At 67.2% G+C, this 20599-nt stretch carries 16 protein-coding genes and 2 pseudogenes; 16 read left to right on the forward strand and 2 right to left on the reverse strand.

The features are described from left to right. The 6 genes and pseudogenes from A949_RS0106755 to A949_RS32715 all read left to right on the forward strand — a co-directional run. On the forward strand, positions 1 to 641 hold a 641-nt coding region (locus A949_RS0106755), incomplete at its 5' end, for a sensor histidine kinase (protein ID WP_019355240.1). Further along, the gene (locus tag A949_RS0106760) at positions 641 to 1276 is read left to right on the forward strand and encodes a response regulator transcription factor (protein ID WP_019355241.1); all 636 of its coding nucleotides are present in this window, start codon (positions 641 to 643) and stop codon (positions 1274 to 1276) included. The genes A949_RS0106755 and A949_RS0106760, both read left to right, overlap by 1 nt. Positions 1277 to 1424: 148 nt before the next feature. Beyond that, positions 1425 to 1826, forward strand: a complete 402-nt coding sequence (locus A949_RS32710; protein ID WP_019355242.1) for a protein-tyrosine phosphatase family protein — start codon at positions 1425 to 1427, stop codon at positions 1824 to 1826. A 324-nt stretch (positions 1827 to 2150) separates the two neighbouring features. Next, positions 2151 to 3309, forward strand: a pseudogene (locus A949_RS36230) (IS3 family transposase). A gap of 184 nt (positions 3310 to 3493) precedes the next feature. After that, on the forward strand, positions 3494 to 4870 hold the full coding sequence (locus A949_RS0106785; protein ID WP_019355246.1) for a hypothetical protein: 1377 nt from the start codon (positions 3494 to 3496) through the stop codon (positions 4868 to 4870). A gap of 8 nt (positions 4871 to 4878) precedes the next feature. After that, positions 4879 to 5655: a 2'-5' RNA ligase family protein gene (locus A949_RS32715; RefSeq protein ID WP_237735762.1), complete on the forward strand. Its 777-nt coding sequence runs from the start codon at positions 4879 to 4881 to the stop codon at positions 5653 to 5655. A 186-nt stretch (positions 5656 to 5841) separates the two neighbouring features. Here the strand turns inward: A949_RS32715 and A949_RS0106795 are convergent, their stop codons facing one another. Continuing rightward, positions 5842 to 6327 carry an ATP-binding protein gene (locus tag A949_RS0106795; RefSeq protein ID WP_019355248.1) on the reverse strand — a complete coding sequence of 162 codons (486 nt, stop codon included), beginning with the start codon at positions 6325 to 6327 and terminating at the stop codon, positions 5842 to 5844. Positions 6328 to 6768: 441 nt separating this feature from the next. On the opposite strand from A949_RS0106795, the pseudogene A949_RS0106800 reads away from it, so the two are divergent. The 8 genes and pseudogenes from A949_RS0106800 to A949_RS0106835 form a co-directional block, all read left to right on the forward strand. Further along, a pseudogene (locus A949_RS0106800) lies at positions 6769 to 7224 on the forward strand (methyltransferase, FxLD system); the annotation flags it as partial. A gap of 141 nt (positions 7225 to 7365) precedes the next feature. Further along, entirely contained in the window at positions 7366 to 8118 is a 753-nt protein-coding gene (locus A949_RS0106805; RefSeq protein WP_051019406.1) for a TnsA-like heteromeric transposase endonuclease subunit, read from the forward strand. After that, positions 8115 to 10292 (forward strand): Mu transposase C-terminal domain-containing protein, encoded by a 2178-nt coding sequence (locus A949_RS0106810; RefSeq protein ID WP_019355251.1) that lies wholly within the window; start codon positions 8115 to 8117, stop codon positions 10290 to 10292. Before A949_RS0106805 ends, A949_RS0106810 begins: the two co-directional genes overlap by 4 nt. Continuing rightward, complete coding sequence (locus tag A949_RS0106815) at positions 10289 to 11431, forward strand: ATP-binding protein (RefSeq protein ID WP_026004407.1); 1143 nt, start codon at positions 10289 to 10291, stop codon at positions 11429 to 11431. Before A949_RS0106810 ends, A949_RS0106815 begins: the two co-directional genes overlap by 4 nt. Further along, complete coding sequence (locus tag A949_RS0106820; protein ID WP_019355253.1) at positions 11428 to 14091, forward strand: TniQ family protein; 2664 nt, start codon at positions 11428 to 11430, stop codon at positions 14089 to 14091. Before A949_RS0106815 ends, A949_RS0106820 begins: the two co-directional genes overlap by 4 nt. Positions 14092 to 14278: 187 nt before the next feature. Then, a complete protein-coding gene (locus A949_RS0106825) occupies positions 14279 to 15637 on the forward strand; it encodes a dsDNA nuclease domain-containing protein (RefSeq protein WP_019355254.1) in 1359 nt (452 codons plus the stop codon). Continuing rightward, positions 15634 to 16206 carry a hypothetical protein gene (locus A949_RS0106830; RefSeq protein ID WP_019355255.1) on the forward strand — a complete coding sequence of 191 codons (573 nt, stop codon included), beginning with the start codon at positions 15634 to 15636 and terminating at the stop codon, positions 16204 to 16206. Before A949_RS0106825 ends, A949_RS0106830 begins: the two co-directional genes overlap by 4 nt. Continuing rightward, positions 16206 to 18143 carry an AAA family ATPase gene (locus A949_RS0106835; protein ID WP_019355256.1) on the forward strand — a complete coding sequence of 646 codons (1938 nt, stop codon included), beginning with the start codon at positions 16206 to 16208 and terminating at the stop codon, positions 18141 to 18143. Before A949_RS0106830 ends, A949_RS0106835 begins: the two co-directional genes overlap by 1 nt. A gap of 123 nt (positions 18144 to 18266) precedes the next feature. Here the strand turns inward: A949_RS0106835 and A949_RS0106840 are convergent, their stop codons facing one another. Next, complete coding sequence (locus A949_RS0106840) at positions 18267 to 19064, reverse strand: DUF5677 domain-containing protein (protein ID WP_019355257.1); 798 nt, start codon at positions 19062 to 19064, stop codon at positions 18267 to 18269. A 397-nt stretch (positions 19065 to 19461) separates the two neighbouring features. On the opposite strand from A949_RS0106840, the gene fxlM reads away from it, so the two are divergent. Continuing rightward, complete coding sequence (fxlM, locus tag A949_RS32720) at positions 19462 to 20343, forward strand: methyltransferase, FxLD system (protein ID WP_078565357.1); 882 nt, start codon at positions 19462 to 19464, stop codon at positions 20341 to 20343. 55 nt (positions 20344 to 20398) lie between these two features. After that, positions 20399 to 20590, forward strand: a complete 192-nt coding sequence (locus A949_RS0106850; RefSeq protein WP_019355259.1) for an FxLD family lanthipeptide — start codon at positions 20399 to 20401, stop codon at positions 20588 to 20590. Positions 20591 to 20599 lie beyond the last annotated feature (9 nt).

The raw sequence follows: 20599 nt of genomic DNA on the forward strand, positions 1-20599 counted from the left end.
GCGAACACGAAGTCCTGCAGCGCCGTATCGGCGAACTGGCCGCCAGCCGCGCCGGGGTGGTCGAGGCGGTGCACGACGAACGGAGACGAATCGAACGCGATCTGCACGACGGCGTGCAGCAGCGTCTCGTGGCGCTCGGCATGCTGCTGGGCCGGGCACGCCGCGACACGGACCCGGCCAGAGCCCGGGAACTGGTGCTCCAGGCGCACGCCGAGTCCCAGCAGGCGCTGACGGAACTCCGGGAGGTCGCCTGGCGCGTGTACCCCGCGGTACTGGACGAGGACGGGTTGCCCGAGGCGCTGGAGACCGTCGCCGCGCGCGCGGGTATCCCGGTGCGGCTCTCCGCGCGCGTGGGCGACGGCCTGCCCCGGACCGTACGGACGGTGGCGTACTTCGTCGTGGCCGAGTGCGTCACCAACGCGGTCAAGCATTCCGGGGCTTCCTCCGCGTCGGTGCACGTCGAGCAGCGGGGCGACGGGCTGGAGGTGCGTGTGGAGGACGACGGCCGCGGCGGCGCCGACCCTTCGGGCGGCGGTCTGCTCGGCTTGGCCCGGCGCGTGGCCGCCCTCGACGGGCACCTCACCGTCCACAGCCCCGCCGGCGGCCCGACCCGCATCACCGCGGAGCTGCCGTGCGACTGATGATCGCGGAGGACTCGACACTGCTGCGCGAGGGTCTGGTGCGGCTCTTGGCCGACGAGGGGCACGAGATCACCGCCTCGGTCGGCACCGCGACCGAACTGCTGGCCGCGGTGGAGAGCGGACCACCCGACACGGTGATCCTCGACGTCCGGATGCCCCCCACCCACACCGACGAAGGGCTGCGGGCCGCCCTGGAGATCCGGCGCCGCCTGCCGGGGACCGGCGTGCTCATCCTGTCGCAGTACGTCGAGCACCGCTACGCGACCGAGCTGTTGACCACCGATGCCACCGGCGTGGGCTACCTGCTCAAGGACCGGGTCGTCCAGGTCGACGAATTCCTGGACGCACTGGAACGCGTCGGCTCCGGCCGCACCGCCTTCGACTCCGAGGTGGTGCGGCAACTCCTCGCCCGCAGCAGCCATTCCGACCCTCTGCAACGGCTCACGCCGCGGGAGAGCGAAGTCCTGGCCGCCATGGCACAGGGGCACACGAACGCGGCCATCGCCGCCCAGTTGTACGTCTCGCAGAGCGCGGTCGAGAAATACGTCAACGCCATCTTCGACAAACTCGATCTCGACCGTTCCACTGCCTACAGCCGCCGAGTCCTGGCAGTGCTGCGCTATCTCGGGTCGTGACGGCCGCGACCCCGACCGCCATGGCCGCGGTGCGCGGCGACCCGCATTCCGTGGCCGTCGATCCAGGGGAGGGGAAACAAGGGAAATCATGAGCAGTGACGTGTGGGAATCCGGAGCCCCAGGGGTGCTGAGGCTCCCCTCGGGACGAATGGTCAGGGGACGGGGCCTGCGGTACGACCTGCCGGCCGGTCGGACACCGGCACTCACCGTGCACCTCACCGGCCGGCGGCCGCCCGAGCCGTCCTGGGAGTCCCTGTGGATTCCCTGGCGCGACTTCTGGCTCCCCACCGACCCCGATACCGCGCTGCGCACACTCCGCCTCGCTCACCGGCGGGCCGCGAGTGAGCGTGTCGAGGTGTGTTGCGGCGGAGGAGTCGGACGGACCGGAACGGCACTGTCGGCGATGTGCGTCCTCGAGGGCCTGAACCCCGAGGAGGCCGTCGCCTGGGTACGGGAGAAGTACCACGCCCGCGCGGTCGAGGTGCCCTGGCAACGACGGTTCATCCGCCGTGCCCTGGCCCCCCGGGTGCCCGACCCGCAGGGGCCGTGAACCGGTCCCCTTCCCGCCACGCCGGAGGCCGCTCGCCGGATGACGCCGGGCCGGGGGCCGGCTCCCCATTCGGAGGAAGACGGGCGAGCCGGACCGACTCCCGCGGCCGACCTCGGTACGGGGCCGGCCCGGCGGGCTGCGGCACCGGGCGCCCGGCCGGGCGCTGAGTGGGTGCCCCCGGTAGGAGCCGCACGCAAGGGCTGGTGGTGATGCAGCCGCTGGGGCCGGGTCTGCCGCACGATCGGGTGACATCTTGACCTGCCCCACGTCCTGGGTTCCAGATGTGGTCGCTGACTGGCAGCCCTTCACGGAAGGCTGTCAGTCATGCCTCGTCCCTGTCCTCCGGAGTTCCGGGCGCGTGCCGTCGCGCTGGTCCGTGCCGGCAAGCGGGCCAAGCAGACCGCGGTCGAGCTCGGTGTCCATCCCGTCACGCTGTCGAAGTGGTTGCGGCAGGACGACGTGGACAACGGGCGGCGACCGGGAACTCCGTCGAGCGAGTCCACTGAGCTACGGGCTGCCCGTCGGCGGATCCGCGAGCTCGAGACCGAGCTGGGCATCGTCCGGCAGGCGGCGAAGTTCCTCGGCGAGGACACACCCCGCCCAAAAGGCTCTACCCGGTGATCGACCGACTCGTCGACGCCGGGGCTCCCCTCGACAGGTGCTGCCGGATCCCCGGGGTCGCCCGGCAGTTCCTACTACAAGCACAAGCGCACCCCCAGCACGCCCCGGCAACTGCGCCGCGAGTGGCTCACGGGCCTCATCCGCGAAGTCCACATGGCATCCCGGGGCACCTACGGCTACCGCAGGATCCACGCCGAGCTCACCATGGCCATGGGAATCCAGGTCTGCGAGCGGACCGTCTCGGTCCTGATGACACAGGCCGGGATCCACGGGCTCCCCGGGCCGCCAGGGTCAGACGCCTGCGGAGCGTCGCCACGGCCGAGGACCTGGTCAACCGCACCTTCCACCGCATCCGCCCCAACGAACCATGGATCACCGACATCACCCAGCACCGGACCGGGAAGGGCGGCTCCACTGCGCCGCGGTACTCGACGCCTACAGCCGCAGGATCGTCGGCTGGTCCATCGACTCCCGCCAGGACTCAACACTCGTGGCCAACGCCCTCGACATGGCCATCCGCAACCGCCGGCCCGAACCCGGCGGCATCGTCCACGCCGACCACGGAACCCAGTTCACCTCCTGGGTCTTCGGAGAGAAGATCCGCTCCGCCGGCCTCCTGCCCTCCTTCGGCACAGTCGGCGACGGCCTGGACAACGCCATGATGGAGAGCTTCTGGTCCCCAATGCAGACCGAGCTCCTCAACCGCAAACGGTGGAAGACCAGAGTCGAGCTGGCCAACGCGATCTTCGAGTACATCGAGATCTTCCACAACCGCCAGAGGCGACACTCGGCACTGGGCTACCGCACCCCTACCGAATACGAACTACGCTCCGACAACAACCCCATCCCGGCTGCCAGTTAGCCACCGAGACTGGAGCCCAAACGGTGGGGCAGGTCAAGAAAGTGGCGGACAAGCAGCAAGAGAGCGCATAGCCTCAGGGTGCTGCTGGCGGCGCTGATCAACGCTCGTCCAGCCTTCTGCGATGTGCTGTCGCGATTGTTCGGTGACCGATGGCGGTACTCGGGCGGCAGGGGAGCTTGTGCCGATGCAGATGACGCTCTTTCGTCAGCTCGTCCATGAGCGTGGCTGGACGACGGTGGAGACCTTCGCCGTGCACTTCGCCAGAGCCGCTCGGGAGCTCGCGGAGCAGTCGAAGGAACCGTGGTTGGCGAGCGTCAGCGTGGCTCGCCGCAGCTTTGACCGCTGGGTGGCCGGGAACCTGAAGACGATGCCACAGCGGGACACCCGGAGAGTCCTGGAGCATCTGTTCCAGACCCCCGCCGCGCGGCTCTTCGCTCCGCTCGACGGTGATCAGTCGGCGGACTTCTCCATCCCGCCCCAGGAATCCGTTGGTTCTCCAGCGCCCCTGGCTCTGCCATCGCCCCCTCCCCATCAGGGCTTCGACTCTCCGTTCGAGGTTGCCACCCAGGCTCAGAACTTAGCCCGTTCCAATGCCGACAGCGCGCTCCTGAGTCAGGTACAGGTTTCGCTCGACAGCATCGTCGGCCGGTACGAAGCTCTTGGGCCTCAGCACTTGGTCGGAGAGACCCGGCTACTGCGAACCATGTTGCACACCTTGCTGGGCGGACAGCAGCCGCCCCGAGTGCGCGCCGAGCTGTTCGGGCTGGCAGGACGTGCCTCGGGCCTCTTGGCCTACATGGCGGTCAACGCCGGCGCGGGACTGCAGGTGGCGGAGGCGTACTGCGGAGAAACCGAGACCCTCGCGCGAGAAATCGGGGACACTCGCCTGCAGATGTGGGCTGCCGGGACGCGGTCGCTCGGTCTGTACTACCACCGGCACTACGCGGACGCGGACGCCGCGGCAGCAGCGGGTATTGCTCTGGCTCCCAACAGCGGACAGGCCATCCGCCTGCTTGCCAACGGGCGAGCGCGCGCCCAAGCGCGCTCGGGGGACAGAAGCGGGGCGGAGAAGTCGATCGGGCGAGCGCTGGAGCTCTCCGACCGTCGGCCCTCGCTTCCTGCGGGTCTTACTCCCTGCATCGCTTTCACTGAATACAGCCCAGCCCGCACACTGGCCAACGTGATCACTGCCCGGCTTTCCCTCAACGACACACGCGACGTGTTGTCCTGCGCCGCGGAGATCGAGGGCTTGGTCGAGCAGTCGGATTCCGAATGGAGTCGTGCCCTGGTGCGCCTCGATGTCGCCACAGCGCTCCTCCAGCAGCAGCGGCCCGAGGTGGAGCACTCCATGGAGCTCGGTCGTAGCGCTCTGCGGGCAGGCACCACCGCGCCGATCAAATCGGTGTGGCAGCGTGCGAACGAGCTGTACGAACGCGCCCAACGCTGGCACACCGAATCCGCGGTAGGGGACTATGCCGATGAACTGCGAGCTTGGCGCTCCAAGCCCCAAGCTGAGCTGGTCGTCTCCGGGCCGGGCGGGGTGTCCGTGCCGGAGAAATGAGGAGACACGTGGCAACACCGTTGGAGGTCGACCCAAGGGCATTCCCTTCCAGCCCGCCGGCCGATCTGGACGACCCTGAACTGATCGTCAAGAACGACTGGCACGCCTTCGCTGCCTTGGAGCGAATGACCGACCACTGGGCCCGTCCTGGTTGGTCCGATGGCAGCCGGGCGTACTACTGGATGCTCACGTTCTCCGACTGCCCGCGCTTGCTCAGCCACGCCCAACGCTGCCAGAACGAACTGGCCGACCTGGGCATGGACCCGGTGCCAGACGGTGGTCTGCACGTGACCATGGTGCGTATAGGGGACACCTCACAGGTCACCAACGGCCAACTGCACCGTCTCACCGACTTGGCGGCACAGCTTCCCCTCGCACCGTTTCGCATTCGCGCGACGCCCCTTGCCGGCTCCCGGGGCGCGATCCGCTACTCGCTCTCACCCTGGATGGCGCTGATACGCCTGCACGCAGCCCTGAGCGCGATCGGCCGCCAGACGGGCGTTCCCGGAGGGAAGCCCACCGCCGCCTTCCGGCCACACCTCGGTATTCAGTACAACAACCGCGACCGACCCGCAGCGCCTGTGATCGCCAGCGTTGCGCACTTGCGTACACTCCCGCCCGTGCATCTCGACATCACCTCGGTCCACCTCGTTGAACTGCGCCGGACGAAGGGACAGCAGCGGGCCTACCGATGGGATGTGCAACGGACGATCCCCTTGGGCCACCGCCACGGCCCTGCCGCTCAGGGAGGCGTCGTGCCCTTCCTGTCGGCGGGGGAGCAGTAGGCCTGGGGCTGTTTCCCCAGTGCCCAGCCTTCTGACGATCGCGCGGACAGCGGGCGGATACCGTGCCGATGGTCGTCTCGCCTCTGTCCGGATGGCCGGGATCACCGAATGTGAGAGCCCCATGACCGAGTCCCTTGGCCTCACGCAAGCGCAACCGGCAACTCCGTAGGCCGTTGCGGTTCGTGGTCACGTGGCCCTACTGGGCAGAACGAATACGGCAATCGAGGCCTTGCCGATCTCGACTCGCTTGTCCCTCCAGGCTGTGGCGCACTGCGCAACGATGAACAGACCATGGCCGGTCTCGGGCAGCGAATCCACGTCGATTGCGTTGAGCCTCAGCTTGTCCTGACCGACGAGTGGGGTGGATGGCGCTGAGGGGATGACCGCGGTGTCAGTTCCTCGATCGGTGACCTCGATCATGGCCCCGTGTTCGTAGACGCCGAGGGCGAGGGACACTGCGCCTCCGGCATGGCGAACAGCGTTACCCACGATTTCGTCAGTGACCAGAACGGCGTCGTCGACCCGGCCCTTCTCAGCCCGGCCGTTCAGCGCTTCCCGTACTGCTCGCCGGGCCAGCGATTCGGGTGTGGCGAGGTGGCTGAGGTTGAACTGGCGAGTGTCGACCAGCCTCCCCAGGGCCGGCTCCTCGATCAGCTTGGTTGTCGGAGTCATTTCTCGTATCCCCATGTCGATACGCCTGTGGCGCGGGTCGTGAGACCGACCCGGCCGCCACTGTCTCCGGATCACCGGTGGCACCGGTACGCCAGAGCGCTGCCGCATTGAGGCCGTCTCCGGGAGCTGGCATGCGACAGCACGGTCTCTCACAAACCGCTCACCCCCGCCCAGGGCCGTGTTGCTCCTCCCGTAGGCGAGTCGCTGTTCCGCGATGAAAGTGGCTCCGCATCGAAGTGGCGCAGTTATGGCTGCGCTTTGGCGTACTGGTGCCGTCGGATCGCGGCCATGGTTGGGGTCGTCCAGGGGGCTGATGCGGCTCCGCGCGGCGCGTAGCCGCCCTTAAGGGAGACGTCCTGGCTAGCGTCGCAGCCGACCGATGGGCCAACGCGCCTGCTTGATCGACCAGTTGCCACCGAAAGAACTGAAGGTAGCTCTTCCATGACCGATGTGACCGTGGACCCCGACGAGGCCGCACAGCTCCGCGCCAAGATCATCGACCAGTTGCGCGGCGAGGACTGGATCACCTCCCCTGAGGTCGAGACGGTGATGAAGAAGGTGCCCCGCGAGCGGTTCTGTCCCGCGGACACTCCGCTGGAGAAGGTCTACGACCCGTACTCGGCAGTCTTCACCAAGGTCGACGAGCACGGCGTCCAGCTCAGCAGTGTCTCCGCGCCGCAGATCCAGGCGCTGATGCTGGAACAGGCCGAAGTGCGTCGCGGCATGAGTGTCCTGGAGATCGGCTCGGGCGGCCTCAATGCTGCGTACCTGGCCGAGCTCGTCGGCCCCGACGGCGAGGTGACGACCGTCGACATCGACCCAGATGTCACCGGTCGCGCAGCGCGACTCCTCGCCGAGAATGGCTACGACCACGTGCGTCTAGGATCCGCGAGCGCGTGAGCATTTCCGCGTGACCATGAGCAGGGTCCGAGCAGATTCGGGCGATTGTGAGCACTGGTTACGTTCAGTAGTGAACACTTGTCGGCTCCTGTGGTCTTTCGACTGGGGCGGGGCGGCTTCCCTCGTACGGTCCAGTCCATGGCGGTAATGAGTTCAGGCAAGGAACGAAGTTGGGGCCGGGTACCCATGGTGTCGGTCCGGTACGTGGACGGGTCGACGCGCGACATCCCGTTCGCGCGGCTGCGGGCGGCGGACTTCGCGGAGTCCCAGCCGTGGCGTCGGGTACGGTCCGTTCACGGCATGCTGCACCACTCGGGGGATTACGCGTCGGCGACGACCGGCGGGCAGGTCGTACATGAGAGCCGGTTGGAGCTGGCCCGGCTGCTGCTGGCGGACTTTGACCCGGGCGTAGCGGATATCTTCGCGCAGCCGTGCCGCGTGGTAGCCCATGTTAACGGTCGTGTGCGCAGCCATGTGCCGGACTTCTTGCTGATCATGCGGTCGGGGACGGTGCGCGTGGTCAACGTCAAACCGGCGGAGCGCGCTCAGAATCCGACGATCGCCGAGGCGCTGGCGTGGCCGGGGCGGCTGGTCGAGCGGCACGGCTGGGAATACGAGGTCTGGACCGGCGCGGATTCGGTGCTGATGGAGAACGTGCGGTTCCTGGCCGGCTATCGGCATCCCGGCATCGTGCCCGCCGAAGAGATCGAGCGGGCCTGGCGTGAGGTCGTTGACGGCGAGGAGTTGGCCGTCGCGGAGCGGCGCCTGGCGGGCGGCGGCCCGAGGGAAGCGGCGCGGCCGCCATTGATGGCCCTGTTGTGGTCTGGGCGGCTGACTACGGACCTGGCTAGGCCGCTGTCCGGTGAGTCCCTCCTGCGGAGGTGCGGATGAACGAGTGGACTACGTCGCTGCGGACGGGGCTGCCGATCGCCTACGACGGTGAGCAGTTCACCGTGGCGGAGATCGAGGGCCGTCGGATCCTGTTGCGGCAGACCGGGGTGGTTGGGGCACCGAAGCTGCGGCAGGTGGATATCTCGGCGCTGCTGGCCCACCCCAGCACGGAGATCCTCGTGGCGGCCCCGGCCGAGGAAGCAGCGCCGGCGGCTGTTCTGGGTGGCCTGACCGACGACGAGGACGACGAGCTGACGCAGAAGGTCCGGCACGTGCAGGAGGTGCTGACCGGATACCGCTTTGGGGATGCCGTCCTCGCCCTGGACGGGGAACCGCGGGGGGACTACGCGCCGGGGACCCCGATGCTGCATCGCTATGCCGCCAAAGCCGCAGAGCTCAAGGTCGGGGAGAGCACGATTCGCCGCTGGATTACCGCTTTTCGCACGGCTGGTCCGGCTGGGCTGGTGCACTACCGCCCGACGCGCAGTGTCGTGGAGCGGGCCGATGCGCGCTGGGTGGAGATGGCCCGGTCGGTTCTGGACAAGCGGGTCAAGTCGAGTCGGCCGGTGCGAAATCTGATCCTGGCCGAGATCGCGGAACGCCTGGTGAAGGAGTACGGGAAGGGCACGGTCCCGCTGCCTGGCCGCACCACCGGCTATGAGTTGCTGAAGCAGCTTTCCAAGGGGACGAATGCGTTCGAGGGCAGCACGAAGGGCAAGCGGTCGATCGCTAACGCTCCACAGGGTACGTACGGGCGGCTGCGGGCAACCCGCCCGGGCGAGTACGTGGTGCTGGATACCACCCCGCTGGACGTGTTCGCGATGGAGCCGGTCACCTGCCGCTGGGTGCGCTGTGAACTCACCGTCGCCATGGATCTGTACAGCCGCTGCATCGTCGGCCTGCGGCTGACTCCGGTGTCCACGAAGTCGGTGGATGTCGCCGGGGTGCTGTTCGAGACGGTGCGGCCGCGCGAGGGGCATGAGGCCGGTCCGTTGCCGTACTGCGGGGTGCCGTCCACCGTGGTGCTGCAGGCGGAGAAGCTCGTCGACCGGGACGGGCAGCCGCTGTTGCCGTCGGTGGCGGCCGAGACGATCGTCTTCGACCACGGCAAGATCTACGTGTCGAACCACATCCAGAGCGTGTGCGCCAAGTTTCGGATCTCGCTGCAGCCGGCGCGGCCGATGACTCCAACCGACAAGCCGGTGGAGCGCTGGTTCCGCACGATCAGCCAGGGGCTGCTGGCCGCGCTGCCGGGATACAAGGGCTCCGACGTCTACAGCCGCGGCGAGAGCGTCGAGGACGAGGCGTACTTCTTCATCGATGAGCTTGAGATGATCATCCGCGAGTGGATCACGTTGGTGTATCACCAACGTCACCACCGCGGGCTGTGTGTGCCGGAGGTGCCGGGGCTGAAGCTGAGCCCGTTGGAGATGTTCGAGCACGGCGTCACCCGTGCCGGGCCGCTGAGGATCCCCGCCCGTCCCCATCTGGCGCTGGAGTTCCTCGAAGAGATCCGCACCACCATCCAGCACTACGGCGTGGAGGTCGAGGGCCTGCGCTACAACGGCGACGGTCTCAACGACTACCGCAACCAGCCCAGTCCGTATCGCGGCGTCGAGGCCGGGAAGTGGCCGATCGCCGTCGATCCTGGCGACATCACCAAGGTGTACTTCCAGGATCCGAAGAGCCGAAAGTGGCATGTGCTCGACTGGGAGCACGGCCCGGCCGTGAACGGACCGGTCAGCCGCGAGGCGTTGGTCTACGCGCGCAAGCTCGCAAAGCGCACTCATCGGTTTCCAGACACCCAGCGGGCGTTGATCGAGTTGCTGGACCGCTGGGGGGTGGGACTGACGCGCGATGGTACCGAGCGCCGTATGGCGCTGCGACTCTCCCAGCAGCGGCTGCGTCTCGTGGGCGAAGACGACGCGCCCGCCGACGAGGACGTGACCGCCGCGCTCCCGTCCTTGCGGCGGTTGGCGGAAGCCGGCGGGCCGGGAGCCCCGACCGCGGAGGAAGCAGCGTGCCCGGCCTTGCACGTCATCGACGACGTCGCCGTGCCGCCCGGCGGGGATGACGACGAGAGCGATGAGATCGACGCCGCCTTCCCCGGGGACGACATCAAGGTCGTGCCCGACGAAGAGGACTACTACGCCGATGTGTGGGAGACGCGTTGACCGCACCAGAGGAGGACACCGGCAGCGAGCCGCTCGAGGGTGATGACCGGCAGTACAGCCCGACCCGGCTGTCCGGCTGGCTGGTGGAGGTCTTCGCCCCGGACCGCGTCCAACCCGATCAGCTGACCCGGGCCCAGCTCGGCGAGCTGTCGTCGCGGGCGCTGCTGGAGCACAATGACCGGCGTGAGGTGTGGCACGCCAACATCGGCCCGATCGACACGCCGCAGATGCTCGCGCTGCACGCAGACCTTGCCGAGATCGTCGAAGCCAACCGCCAGGACGGCGACAAGACCAAGCCGGCCGCCCTCGTGGACGCCTATCCCGGGCTCGGCAAGAGCACGGCGGTGCGCGCCTACGGCCGCGCTCTGTACCGCAAGCAGGTCATGTTGCGCGGCGAGACCACAGCGGCCGGGGACCGCCGCGTTCCGGTCATCTACATCGCTCTCACCGGGAACACCTCCGTCCGCGGCCTGAACGCCTCCATCTGCCGCTTCTACGGGCTGCCGACGTCCGGGAACGCGGACATGCTCGCCGAGCGGGCCGTGGACGCGGTGCTGAGCATGAACACCATCGCGATCATCATCGACGACGTGCACTTCATGTCCGGCTCGAACAGCAACGCGGTACGGATGGCCAACCAGCTAAAATACCTCTCCAACGTTTTCCCCGTCACCCTGCTCCACATCGGCGTCGGGGTACAGCAGCGCGGCCTGCTGCGCGAGGGCCTGTCCCCACAGCAAGCGCTGCTGGCGCAGTTCGGCCGCCGCACCACCCCGCTGACGCTGCTGCCCTTCCAGGTCGAGGACAACACCGGGCGCCGCCAGTGGCGCACGCTGTTAAAGACGATCGAGAAGCAGCTGGTGCTGGCGGACAAGTACCCCGGGATGCTGGCAAGGGACCTCTCCGACTACCTCTACTCCCGCTCCACGGGCCACTTCGCCTCCCTGATGACGTTGATCAATCGCGGCTGCCTGCGCGCGATCCGCTCCGGGCACGAGCGCCTGGATGAGAACCTGATGGACCAGGTCAAGAACGACGCCGCCGCCGAAGACGCACGACGTGAACTCCAGGCGGCGATCGAGGCCGGACTGCTGACCACCGACCCGGACGACGGCGAGCAGCCCCGGAAGTCGGCATGAGCACCTGGACGCCGGACAGGATGCCGATCGCCCTCGCGCCGCTGCCTGGCGAGGCTCTGGACAGCTGGATCAGCAGTTACGCGCGCCGGCTGCGCACGACAGACCGGGGCTTTTTGAACCACATCGGGTTGCCCGCCGCTCGCGTCGACCACATGCTGCTGCGGCCGACCGAGCCGGAGACGCACGCGCTACACAAGAGCACTGGCGTTTCTGTCGAAGCCCTTCGGGCCATGACGCTCGACTCCTACGACAAGTTCGCCGTCAACATCCCGCCGGGCCGCCGCCAGCTTGAGCGGCCGCCGACTTGGGCCTTCCGCAGCAGCCGTACCCGCTACTGCCCCGCCTGCCTGCGCGAAAGCGGTGGCCGCGGGCCGCTGCTGTGGCGACTGCCGTGGGCCTTCGCCTGCACGCAACACCAGCTGCTCCTAGCCGACTTCTGCCCCAACTGCGGCCGCCCGCCCCACCCGTGGAAGACCAGCTTTACGGGGCCTCGCGGCATCGGCGCCTGCACGCGCGACCAACTCGATCACGCAGTCAAGGGCAGCAGGCGCCCCTGTGCCACCGACCTGTTCCACGCCCCGGCGATCGCCCTTCCCCCCAACGGTCTGGTACTCCGCGCACAGCTCCGCGTGGCCGGACTGCTGGCGGTCGCGCCGGACCAGAGGCCACAAGCCCTGATCGAACTCAAACAGCTCTACGCCCTGGCCTGGCGGGCGCTGCGCGGCCTGCTGACCAACCGCGACCAAGCGCCCGACCTCGTCCACACCGTCCTTGACGAATGCGGCGGCACGTTCCCATCCTCCTTCCCGGACGGCAGCGGACAGTCGGCCTACCACCTGTCCGGCAACAGCGGCAGCCGCCGCCGTAGAGATGCTGCCAGCCTTCAGACCCACCACGTCGCCGCAGGTTCGGCCCTGGCCCAGGTGGCGCTCCGCGGCGGACACCCCGAGCATCAGCGGCTCTTCGAATGGATCGTGCAATCGGACCACCCGTCGGGCGCGCGCGACCTCAACCTCGGACAACTGGCCGTCCGGTGGCGCGACAGCGGCCCGGACCTGTTCGCCCGCGTGATGTCCTACCAGGATCCGCACACGCTCTTGCATAATCGGCTGCGCTACGCCAGCGCCACAGCAATCCCCCGACGGCCCGACCGCAGCACAGCGGACATCCACCGCCGCGCCACCATGATCCCCGCGATGCTCTGGCCTGGATGGGCCCTGCGCCTGCTGCCTGTCGACCGCCTGCGATCACCAGGCCGCGTTTTCCGTGTCGACGCGTTCCGCCATGGCTGCTCCAGCCTCCTCCTCGTCCCGGGCGGCCCGTCCGACCTGCCCTACGTACGCGCCGCTCCGCTGCTGGGCAACGTCCGCGCCACCCGCGACCGCGAAAGCCTCGAGCAGCGCGTATACCGCGACCAGGACCTCACCCCGCTCGCCTCCACGCTCGCTCAGCTCGCCCGCGCGCTCGACGAACATGGCTCACCCATCGACTACGCCCGCCGGCGCACCACGTTCACCGAGACCACCGTCGAGCTGAACCCTGACGCTTACCGGCGCTTGATCCTCCAGCACGGCTGGCTTGCCGGTGGCGAGCATCGCCAGCAGGTCATGCGCTGGTACCTGCTGCTGTTGCTGACCGGGCACAGCCCGCCCCCGCCACAGGGAGCCGCCACCCGCTTCGCCTGGAGCTGCACCGAATTCCGTTACCGCGCACCACTGCCCCTGCGCGCCTTCCTACACGAACAGGCAGAACAGAACCTGGCGGCCCGCGGCATCGACGAGCCGGTGACCTGGGAGCCACCAGCCCACTGGGTCCGCGACGTCAACTGGCCGGGCATCGCACCCGAACAGGTCGACACCACCGCGCTCCGTGCCGCCCTCGACTGCAACGACACGATCGCCCCGGTCACCGAGGCCACAGGGATGACCGCAGAGCATCTCCGCCTCTACTTCGAGATCGACGACACCGTCACCGGCCCGCCGGACCAGCTTCTGGGTAAGATCCGCTCGCCAGACCCCGCCACCCGAGCCGCGGTACTTACGCCCCGCCGGCTGCGTGAGCTGTACGTCACCGACCGGAAAACCACAGTGGAGATCGCCGCCATGGCCAGGTGCGCGGCCACCACCGTCCGCAACCTCCTCGCCCTCGACAATATCCCCCTGCGTACGGCCGCCCCGCCCGAGTCCTTTCGCGCCTGGTTTCGACGTGAGCACGTCGAAAAGCGGCGGCCTATGAGGGAACTGGCACACGAAGCTGGCATAAGCACCGGGAGCCTGTCGCGGAAGGCGCGCCGGTGCCGCATCGCCATCCACTCCCCGGGCGGCTACAACGGCCTCGGCCACCTCGACCTGCCCCCGCGGCTCTCACTGGCGATGCAAGCGGTCACCGACGGCCGCGAAGCCCTGGATCGGCTGCGAACCATCGTCCAGCTCGCTGGCCACGACAGCATTCCCGCGGCCGCCGACAGCTTCTACGGAGGCAGGCACACCGCCCTCGCCGCCCGCATCCGCGCGATCGAGCACAGAGCCGGCTTCCGCATCATCGACCGCGACACCCGCCCCCTCGCCCCCACACCCCGCGGGCGCGACTTCCTGCGAGAAGCACAACATCTCCTGCGCATTGCAGCCGCCGCCGAACCAAGCCGTCCCGATCCAGCTTGAGCACAGGGCCGAGTGCCGCGCTGAAGCAGGCAAACATCCCGCTGCGACCCCGCCGAGCACCGGGTTGTCTGATCGTTCTAGATTTATGTCATCACTCGGTTACGTCACGCATCCGGACTGTGATACGCCTAAGGATCTTCGGCTCACCGACACCCTTCAGGGCTCGCGGTGCGCGTACGGCTTGGGGGTGGCTGTGGTCGACGTGACAGCGGACGCGGTGGATGACGCCGACGACTTCGTGCATCCGATCTTTCAGCGGGCGCCAGGCGAGGACGGTGGAACCGACACCTCACGGCTGTATCGATACCAAGCCGAAGTGGCGGCTCAGGCATGCCTGGCCATGCTTACACGGGACGAGATCGAGTACGTCGTCTGCGAGTGGCACGAGGACTTTGCCATCGCCTTCAAGGACGGCGCCGTCGAGCTGGTGTCGGTGAAGCACCGCCAGTACCACCGGACCCTGTGGAATGTCGGCGATCTGTGCAAGGACGGGGGCCTGGCACACCTGTTTAACAGCTGGCGCGCGTGTGGTTGCGCAGACAACGTTCGGTTGCGCCTCACCACGAACGGCGCCTTGAACACCGGCAAGGGCAATGCCGCTGTGCTCGCGAGAATGTGCGGCCCAGACCCAGAGATCACTGCGGACGTCGACGCGATGGCAACGACCATCGCGCGGTACTTCCTGAAGATTCGATGGAAGCAGCCGTACCCGCACATCCCCGAAGTGCCGGAGACCAAGGCGATGGCTGACATCGCCATACCCGACGGCTTCGTCGCCACGATCAAACGGTTCCTGGCCGTGCTGCACATCGACTACAAGAGCGTGCCTTCGTCCAGGTTCATCACCGACCATAACCTGCAGCAGCTCCTCCGGCCGGCCGTCCTGGCTCTGGAGCTGGACCACGTGGACGACGAAGCCACCTACCGTCAGATCGTCGAGCGCATCGAGCAGGCCAACCGCGGAGAGGGCGAGCGTGGCCAGTTGGCCGAGTACATCGTGACGCCGAGCAGGGTCCTCCAGAACGTGCAGATGCAGCAGCGCATCGCCCGCCGGACATTGTACGCCCGCACCGTGCGCGAGCAGTTCGTCTACCGCGAACTCACCGTTCCGACCTTCGCTCCTGGTCGACTCCCCATGGTCGCTCCCGGAGGAGTGAATCTCCGCAAGAAGCTGGTGCAGGGGCAGGTTCCCGAAGATGAGGTCGTGCACGCGGAGAGTTTGCGCTCGGCCTGGTACGTCGCCTGGAAACAGCACCAGTCGGGATTGCCAGGAGACAGTTCCGACCTCGCCAATATGCGCTTGGAGGTCTTGGACACCGCCTTCGACTGCCGTGCGGACGCCCAGAGCGAGACGGCAGAGGGCAAGCCGTACGGGGCGCGGATGAACCGGCTCCTGAGGCAGCGACTGACGCCTGAAGCGATGTCGGCGACCCTGCCGTTCAAGATCAACAGCAAGCACCTTCGTGGCCTGGCGTATCAGCTGTGCGACGACTGCGACTACTACTTCTCCGACGTCTTCACGATCTCCGACGAGGAGGCATCGTGAGCAACGCCTCTGAGCGTTTGACTTCCGAGAAGCGCATCAAGGTGCAGGCTCGTAGCGAGGAGCGCCGTGAAGCTCACTACCACGAGGCGAGAGTCCTGCTGCTGATCGGACGCTTCACCACGGCACGCACGGGCCTTGCGGGACTCACCAAACTGGCCAAACTCGACTTCCTACTTCGCTATCCGGCGATGCTGGAGCGACTGCTCGACGAGAACGGCTTCAGCTGGCCCCGCGGCATCGAGCCCACAGCCGCCGAGCGACGGGCCGTCGAGAGTCGCATGACCCGCTACAAGTACGGGCCATGGGATCAGCGCTACTACAGCATCCTCGGCTCGCTGGCGGCCCGTGACCTCATCACGTACACGGGTGGCGCCCGGACTGAGTTCCGCGTCACGTCCAGAGGCGCTGAGGCCACGGCGGCTCTGGCCGAGACACCTGACTGGGTGCTCGTCTCGCAACGCACGGTGCTCTTGAAGAAGCACTTCGACAAGTCGGGGTCAGCCCTGAAGAACCTCATCTATGAGCGCCTGCCCGACGCGGTGGACAGGCCCTGGCGGACGGAAATCTGATGGCGGTCAACCTGAAGTTCCTCGCCCTGACTCTCACCACTGCAGACGCGGAGCAGACGTACCGATTCGACCAGCCAGCCACCGTGATCAGCGGACCGAGCGGCAGCGGCAAGTCCAGCCTTCTCATGCTGCTCAAGCACGCTGTCGGCGGTGACGCCATCCTCACTCCTGCCGTGCGCGATCATGTCCACTCGGTGTGTGCGGAGGTCCTCGTCGGCGACGAGCACTTGGCGCTCCGGAGGCTGATCGGCGAAGCTGGCAGCAACCGGGTGGACGTGCTCGACCCCGTCACACTGGAACTCCGCCAAAGCCTCATCATCCGCGCTGAGGCCGGTCAGACAACCCTGTCCGACCGGCTGCTGAGCGCCTTGAGGTTCCCTCGTGCGTCAATTCCCGTGCGTCGGGAAGGCAAAGCAGCCAAGGCCAACGTGACCTTCCAGGCCCTGTTCGCCTACGTCTACCTCGAAGCGATCTACATCGACACCCAGATCGTTCGCCACCAGCAGACCTACTTCGACGGGATGCGCCGAGCCCTTTTCGAGATCATCTTCGGGCTGACGGACAGCGTGCTCCTGGATCTGAAGCAGCGCTCGGCACAGCTCCTGACGGACATGAAGACGAAAACCTCTGAGCACGACAACGTCAGCAACTTCCTCCGAGAGTCGGACTCGCGAAGTGATGACGCGCTCCGTGCGGAACTCGTTCAGCTACGCGAGATGCTGTCCCTCGCCGAACGTGCCCTCAGTGATCTGCGCTCAGAGCTGGAGGAGAGCAGCGCGGCCGATGCCGTTCTGCGGCAGGAGCTCCGTCGGGCCGTCGCTGGCGCGAGGGACGCCAACCAAGAGGTCGAAGCCGCACGCGAGTTGCTCGAAGCCCGTGAATCAGTCGTCGCTCAGGTCGAACTGGATCTCCTGCGCCTGGAGCGCTCCGCGTCCGCGATCGAAAAGCTGTCTCCATTCGACTTCGTCGTCTGCCCTCGCTGCATGCAGCGGTTGGAAGGACGGCCGGTCCAAGAGGACCACTGCATTGTCTGCCTGCAACACGATCCCCCGGACGAGTCCGTCGACCCTGCAGCCATCCAGCAGACCCGGGAGGCCCTTGAGAGGCAGCTCCAGGACGCACAAGCTGTTCGCGAAGCTGATGCGCAGGTTCTTGCAGCTGCGCGCGACCGCGTCCAGCAAGCCGACTTCCTCACCGCTACCCTGCGACGGGAGCTGGACGTGCAGACCCGGGACATCGTCGCGCCCCGGTTCGACGCGATCGCCAGTTCCAGCGCTCGCGTAGCCTCGCTCGGAGCGAGCATCGACGCCGTCACCCAGCTGCGTGATGCATGGGCTCGCGCGCGGTCCATCAACCAAGAGGTCAAGGACCTCAAGGCGACCCGCACGCGTGTCCAGGCCGACGTCAAGAGTCGCACCCTGGCCCTCGCAGCCCGCGGCCAACTCGTAGACGACCTGAGCCAGGAGTTCTTCACCCTGCTCGCCGAGCTGCACCTGCCTTGGGTACAAACGGCGGTCATCGACCCGAAGACCTATCTGCCGGTGATCGACGGCAACCCCTTCGAGAGCCTGCAGGCTTCCGGCGGCGGCATCACGACATGCGTGAGCATCGCCTACAGCCTCGCCCTACTGGAATTCGGGCTCACCCACCCTGATGTCCTCATCCCCTCCCTGCTGATCATCGACTCCCCGCGCAAGGCACTGGGCAACAACCCAGACGACCAGGAACGCGGAAACCGCATCTACGACCGCTTCAAGGCACTCGCAGACGCCTACGGCGACCGGGTACAGCTGATCATCGCTGACAACGACACCGCTCCCATCCCTAGCGACACCTTCAGCACCATCCCCCTCGACTACAACCGCCCCATGGTCCCCGGCGTAGCACACCCTGGGCCTGAGCATGTCCACCGTGCCGAACACGGCTATGAGGCATAGGCCCGCGGCCAACCGTCGGCCGTTCCTAGTGGTCGGGCTGGTAGCAGTAATCCTGGACACGGCCCACTTGGACCTGTCCGCGTCGCTTGTCAAACGCGGATGCGGACTGGTTCTCGCTGCATGTCACTGAGGCGCCGCAGCAACCGGGACAGCACCCCGCTTCAGGTTAAGAATCTCAGCGGGAAGGCCCAAGTCGTTCATAACCTTCTCAATGGTCTTCTTCATCGGGTGGCCCTCGATATAAGGGCTGATCGCGTTGGCAGCCTGCAGAAGTGCGACCGGGACCCACAATCGCTCGACGATCACCTCCGCGTCCTGCGGCTCCGTCGCGAAGTACAACTTGTCGTCCTTCTCGACCACGAACGGGTTCGCCGTGTACGCAGTCGTGTGGGACAAGGCAGAGTGGTGCCGGTACACCGGATATATCTCCGGAGTCCCGTACGCCTTGGCGAGGTTGTCAAAGTTCGAAAGCTCGCCGAGTAGCCGCTTGTGCAGCTTCTCGTCGGCCTCGTCCGCGAACTCAAGTGGCGCTGTCTCGACCGTTACGGGGTCGGGCAGGTTCCATGTCGAATTAACGTTGTTGGCTAGCTTGGTGCGGTGTTCGTCGGAGTACGCGCGGATAGCCCTCAGCGCCGGCCACCCGTTGTCGACGAGCCAGTTCATCGCGTACGCGTGGCCGATCAGGTTCCTCATCAGGGGCGCGGCTTCCACGCTGAAGCCGTCGTCGTAGAGCCGGACGACCGCCTTCGCCGTGCGGTTGGTGAACTGCCACCAGCCCATCAGCATCGGCATCATCGGCATGTCGCGGACAGCGACGGTCACGCCGGTACCGACAACCTTATCCGCTTCGGCGAGCAACAGCGGGACGACTGCACGGCAGCGCCTCAGACACTGCTCATTCGGTCCGAACTTGTAGGTCATGATCCTGAATTTAGCTTGCGAGCCAGTCCCGTGGCCTGCACGCTTGCGCCTACTGATGCTCTTTCGGCCGCCCACCGCTGGGCGGCCGGCAGGATCGGCGCAGTTCCCTGCGGAACATGAGCGAAGCCGCCCCACGGCTCAAGGGTTCTCGGCTTCTCGGGCCGCAGGTTCCTGGGCCCTGCCGCACATGGGGCCATGCCGCTGGTAGACATCCACCGGCGCGCGCCGCCGCTTGTACAGGGCGAGCCGATCGTCGGGGTCGATGCGTCCCGGATCGCCTGGGACGGCTGGTCCGGGGGTCCGGGATGGCTGTGCCTGCCCACGGTCTCCCCGGGGCGAGTCGGCCTTCCCGTACTCACCGTCACGACACCGACGTCACGTAAGTGCCCGAGTGCTCATGATCAGCGACCTCCGCTTCTGCTCATTTCGCGCGGATTTCGGCGTTTGTCCAGCGCCGAGTGTTCGGGAAGTGACGGATCCTAGAGTGCGTGTCGTCACTGCCGACGCGGCCGAGCCCATCCCGGACCTCGGCAAGGTCGACGTCATCATGGTCACCGCAGGGGCCTGGGACATTCCGCCTGCCTGGATGGATCAGCTCAAGCCCGGCGGTCGCCTCGTGGCGCCGTTGCGTATGCGGGGCCTGACCCGCTCGGTCGCTTTCGCTCTCGTAGGCGATCACCTGGAGTCGGAGTCCGCGAAAATCTGCGGCTTCGTCCCGATGCAGGGCTCCACCGGGCATCAGGAGCAGCTACTCCTGGTCCATGGCACGCCAGAGATCGGGCTGCGCTTCGATGACGGACTGCCGGCCGAGCCCAGCAAGCTCGACAACGCCGTGACGATGCCGCGCTACGAGAGGTGGACCGGCGTGACCATCGGTCTCCGGGAACTGCTGGACACGCTCCAGATGCACTTGGCGATCTCACTGCCCGGCTTCTGCATCATGGCCGTCGACGAGGACCTGGACACCGGCATCGTCGCCCCGGTGAACAAGGGCTACGCGCTGGCGGCCGTCGAAGACGACACCTTCGCCTACCTCGTCACCCGCCGCACGGAGGACAACAAGCACGTCGAGTACGGCGTGCATGCCCTGGGCCCCCACGCGCAGTCGTTCGCCGAGAAGATCGTCGACCACCTGCGCGACTGGGAGGCCAACCGGCGCGGAGGACCCAGCCCGGTCATCCGTGTCCATCCGGCCGACACCCCTGATGACCAGATCGGTGGAGACCAGGTCATCGACAAGGTGCACAGCCGGATCTCCCTCTCCTGGCCCGCGGCGTGACCGTCGCCTGCCAGGCCGTCCTGCAGCACACCATCGAGCAAGGAGAGTGATCAATATGAGCCCCACCGCCGCGTTGGCCGAGAGGCCCGAGGTCGTCGATGAGGATGACTTCGCCCCGTTGGACGTCAAGGTGGTAGTCGCCACTCATCCGATCGGCAAGCTCATGTGCTCCACGGGGGATGGCTGCGGAAGCACTTGCTCAGGTGGCTCGTCCGCCTGCAGCTCCTTCGTCGAGGACCCGGCCTGATTCACCGCC

Source organism: Streptomyces sp. AA1529 (assembly GCF_000280905.1).
Classification (GTDB): domain Bacteria; phylum Actinomycetota; class Actinomycetes; order Streptomycetales; family Streptomycetaceae; genus Streptomyces.

What these genes read in the sequence shown, in the direction of transcription:
- A949_RS32710 (WP_019355242.1), top strand. Translation starts at nt 1,425, where the DNA reads ATGGTCAGGGGACGGGGCCTGCGGTACGACCTGCCGGCCGGTCGGACA.
- fxlM (WP_078565357.1), top strand. Translation starts at nt 19,462, where the DNA reads ATGATCAGCGACCTCCGCTTCTGCTCATTTCGCGCGGATTTCGGCGTT.
- A949_RS0106795 (WP_019355248.1), bottom strand. Translation starts at nt 6,327, where the DNA reads ATGACTCCGACAACCAAGCTGATCGAGGAGCCGGCCCTGGGGAGGCTG.
- A949_RS0106835 (WP_019355256.1), top strand. Translation starts at nt 16,206, where the DNA reads ATGGCGGTCAACCTGAAGTTCCTCGCCCTGACTCTCACCACTGCAGAC.
- A949_RS0106850 (WP_019355259.1), top strand. Translation starts at nt 20,399, where the DNA reads ATGAGCCCCACCGCCGCGTTGGCCGAGAGGCCCGAGGTCGTCGATGAG.
- A949_RS0106840 (WP_019355257.1), bottom strand. Translation starts at nt 19,064, where the DNA reads ATGACCTACAAGTTCGGACCGAATGAGCAGTGTCTGAGGCGCTGCCGT.
- A949_RS0106820 (WP_019355253.1), top strand. Translation starts at nt 11,428, where the DNA reads ATGAGCACCTGGACGCCGGACAGGATGCCGATCGCCCTCGCGCCGCTG.
- A949_RS0106805 (WP_051019406.1), top strand. Translation starts at nt 7,366, where the DNA reads ATGGCGGTAATGAGTTCAGGCAAGGAACGAAGTTGGGGCCGGGTACCC.
- A949_RS0106810 (WP_019355251.1), top strand. Translation starts at nt 8,115, where the DNA reads ATGAACGAGTGGACTACGTCGCTGCGGACGGGGCTGCCGATCGCCTAC.
- A949_RS0106785 (WP_019355246.1), top strand. Translation starts at nt 3,494, where the DNA reads ATGCAGATGACGCTCTTTCGTCAGCTCGTCCATGAGCGTGGCTGGACG.
- A949_RS0106760 (WP_019355241.1), top strand. Translation starts at nt 641, where the DNA reads ATGATCGCGGAGGACTCGACACTGCTGCGCGAGGGTCTGGTGCGGCTC.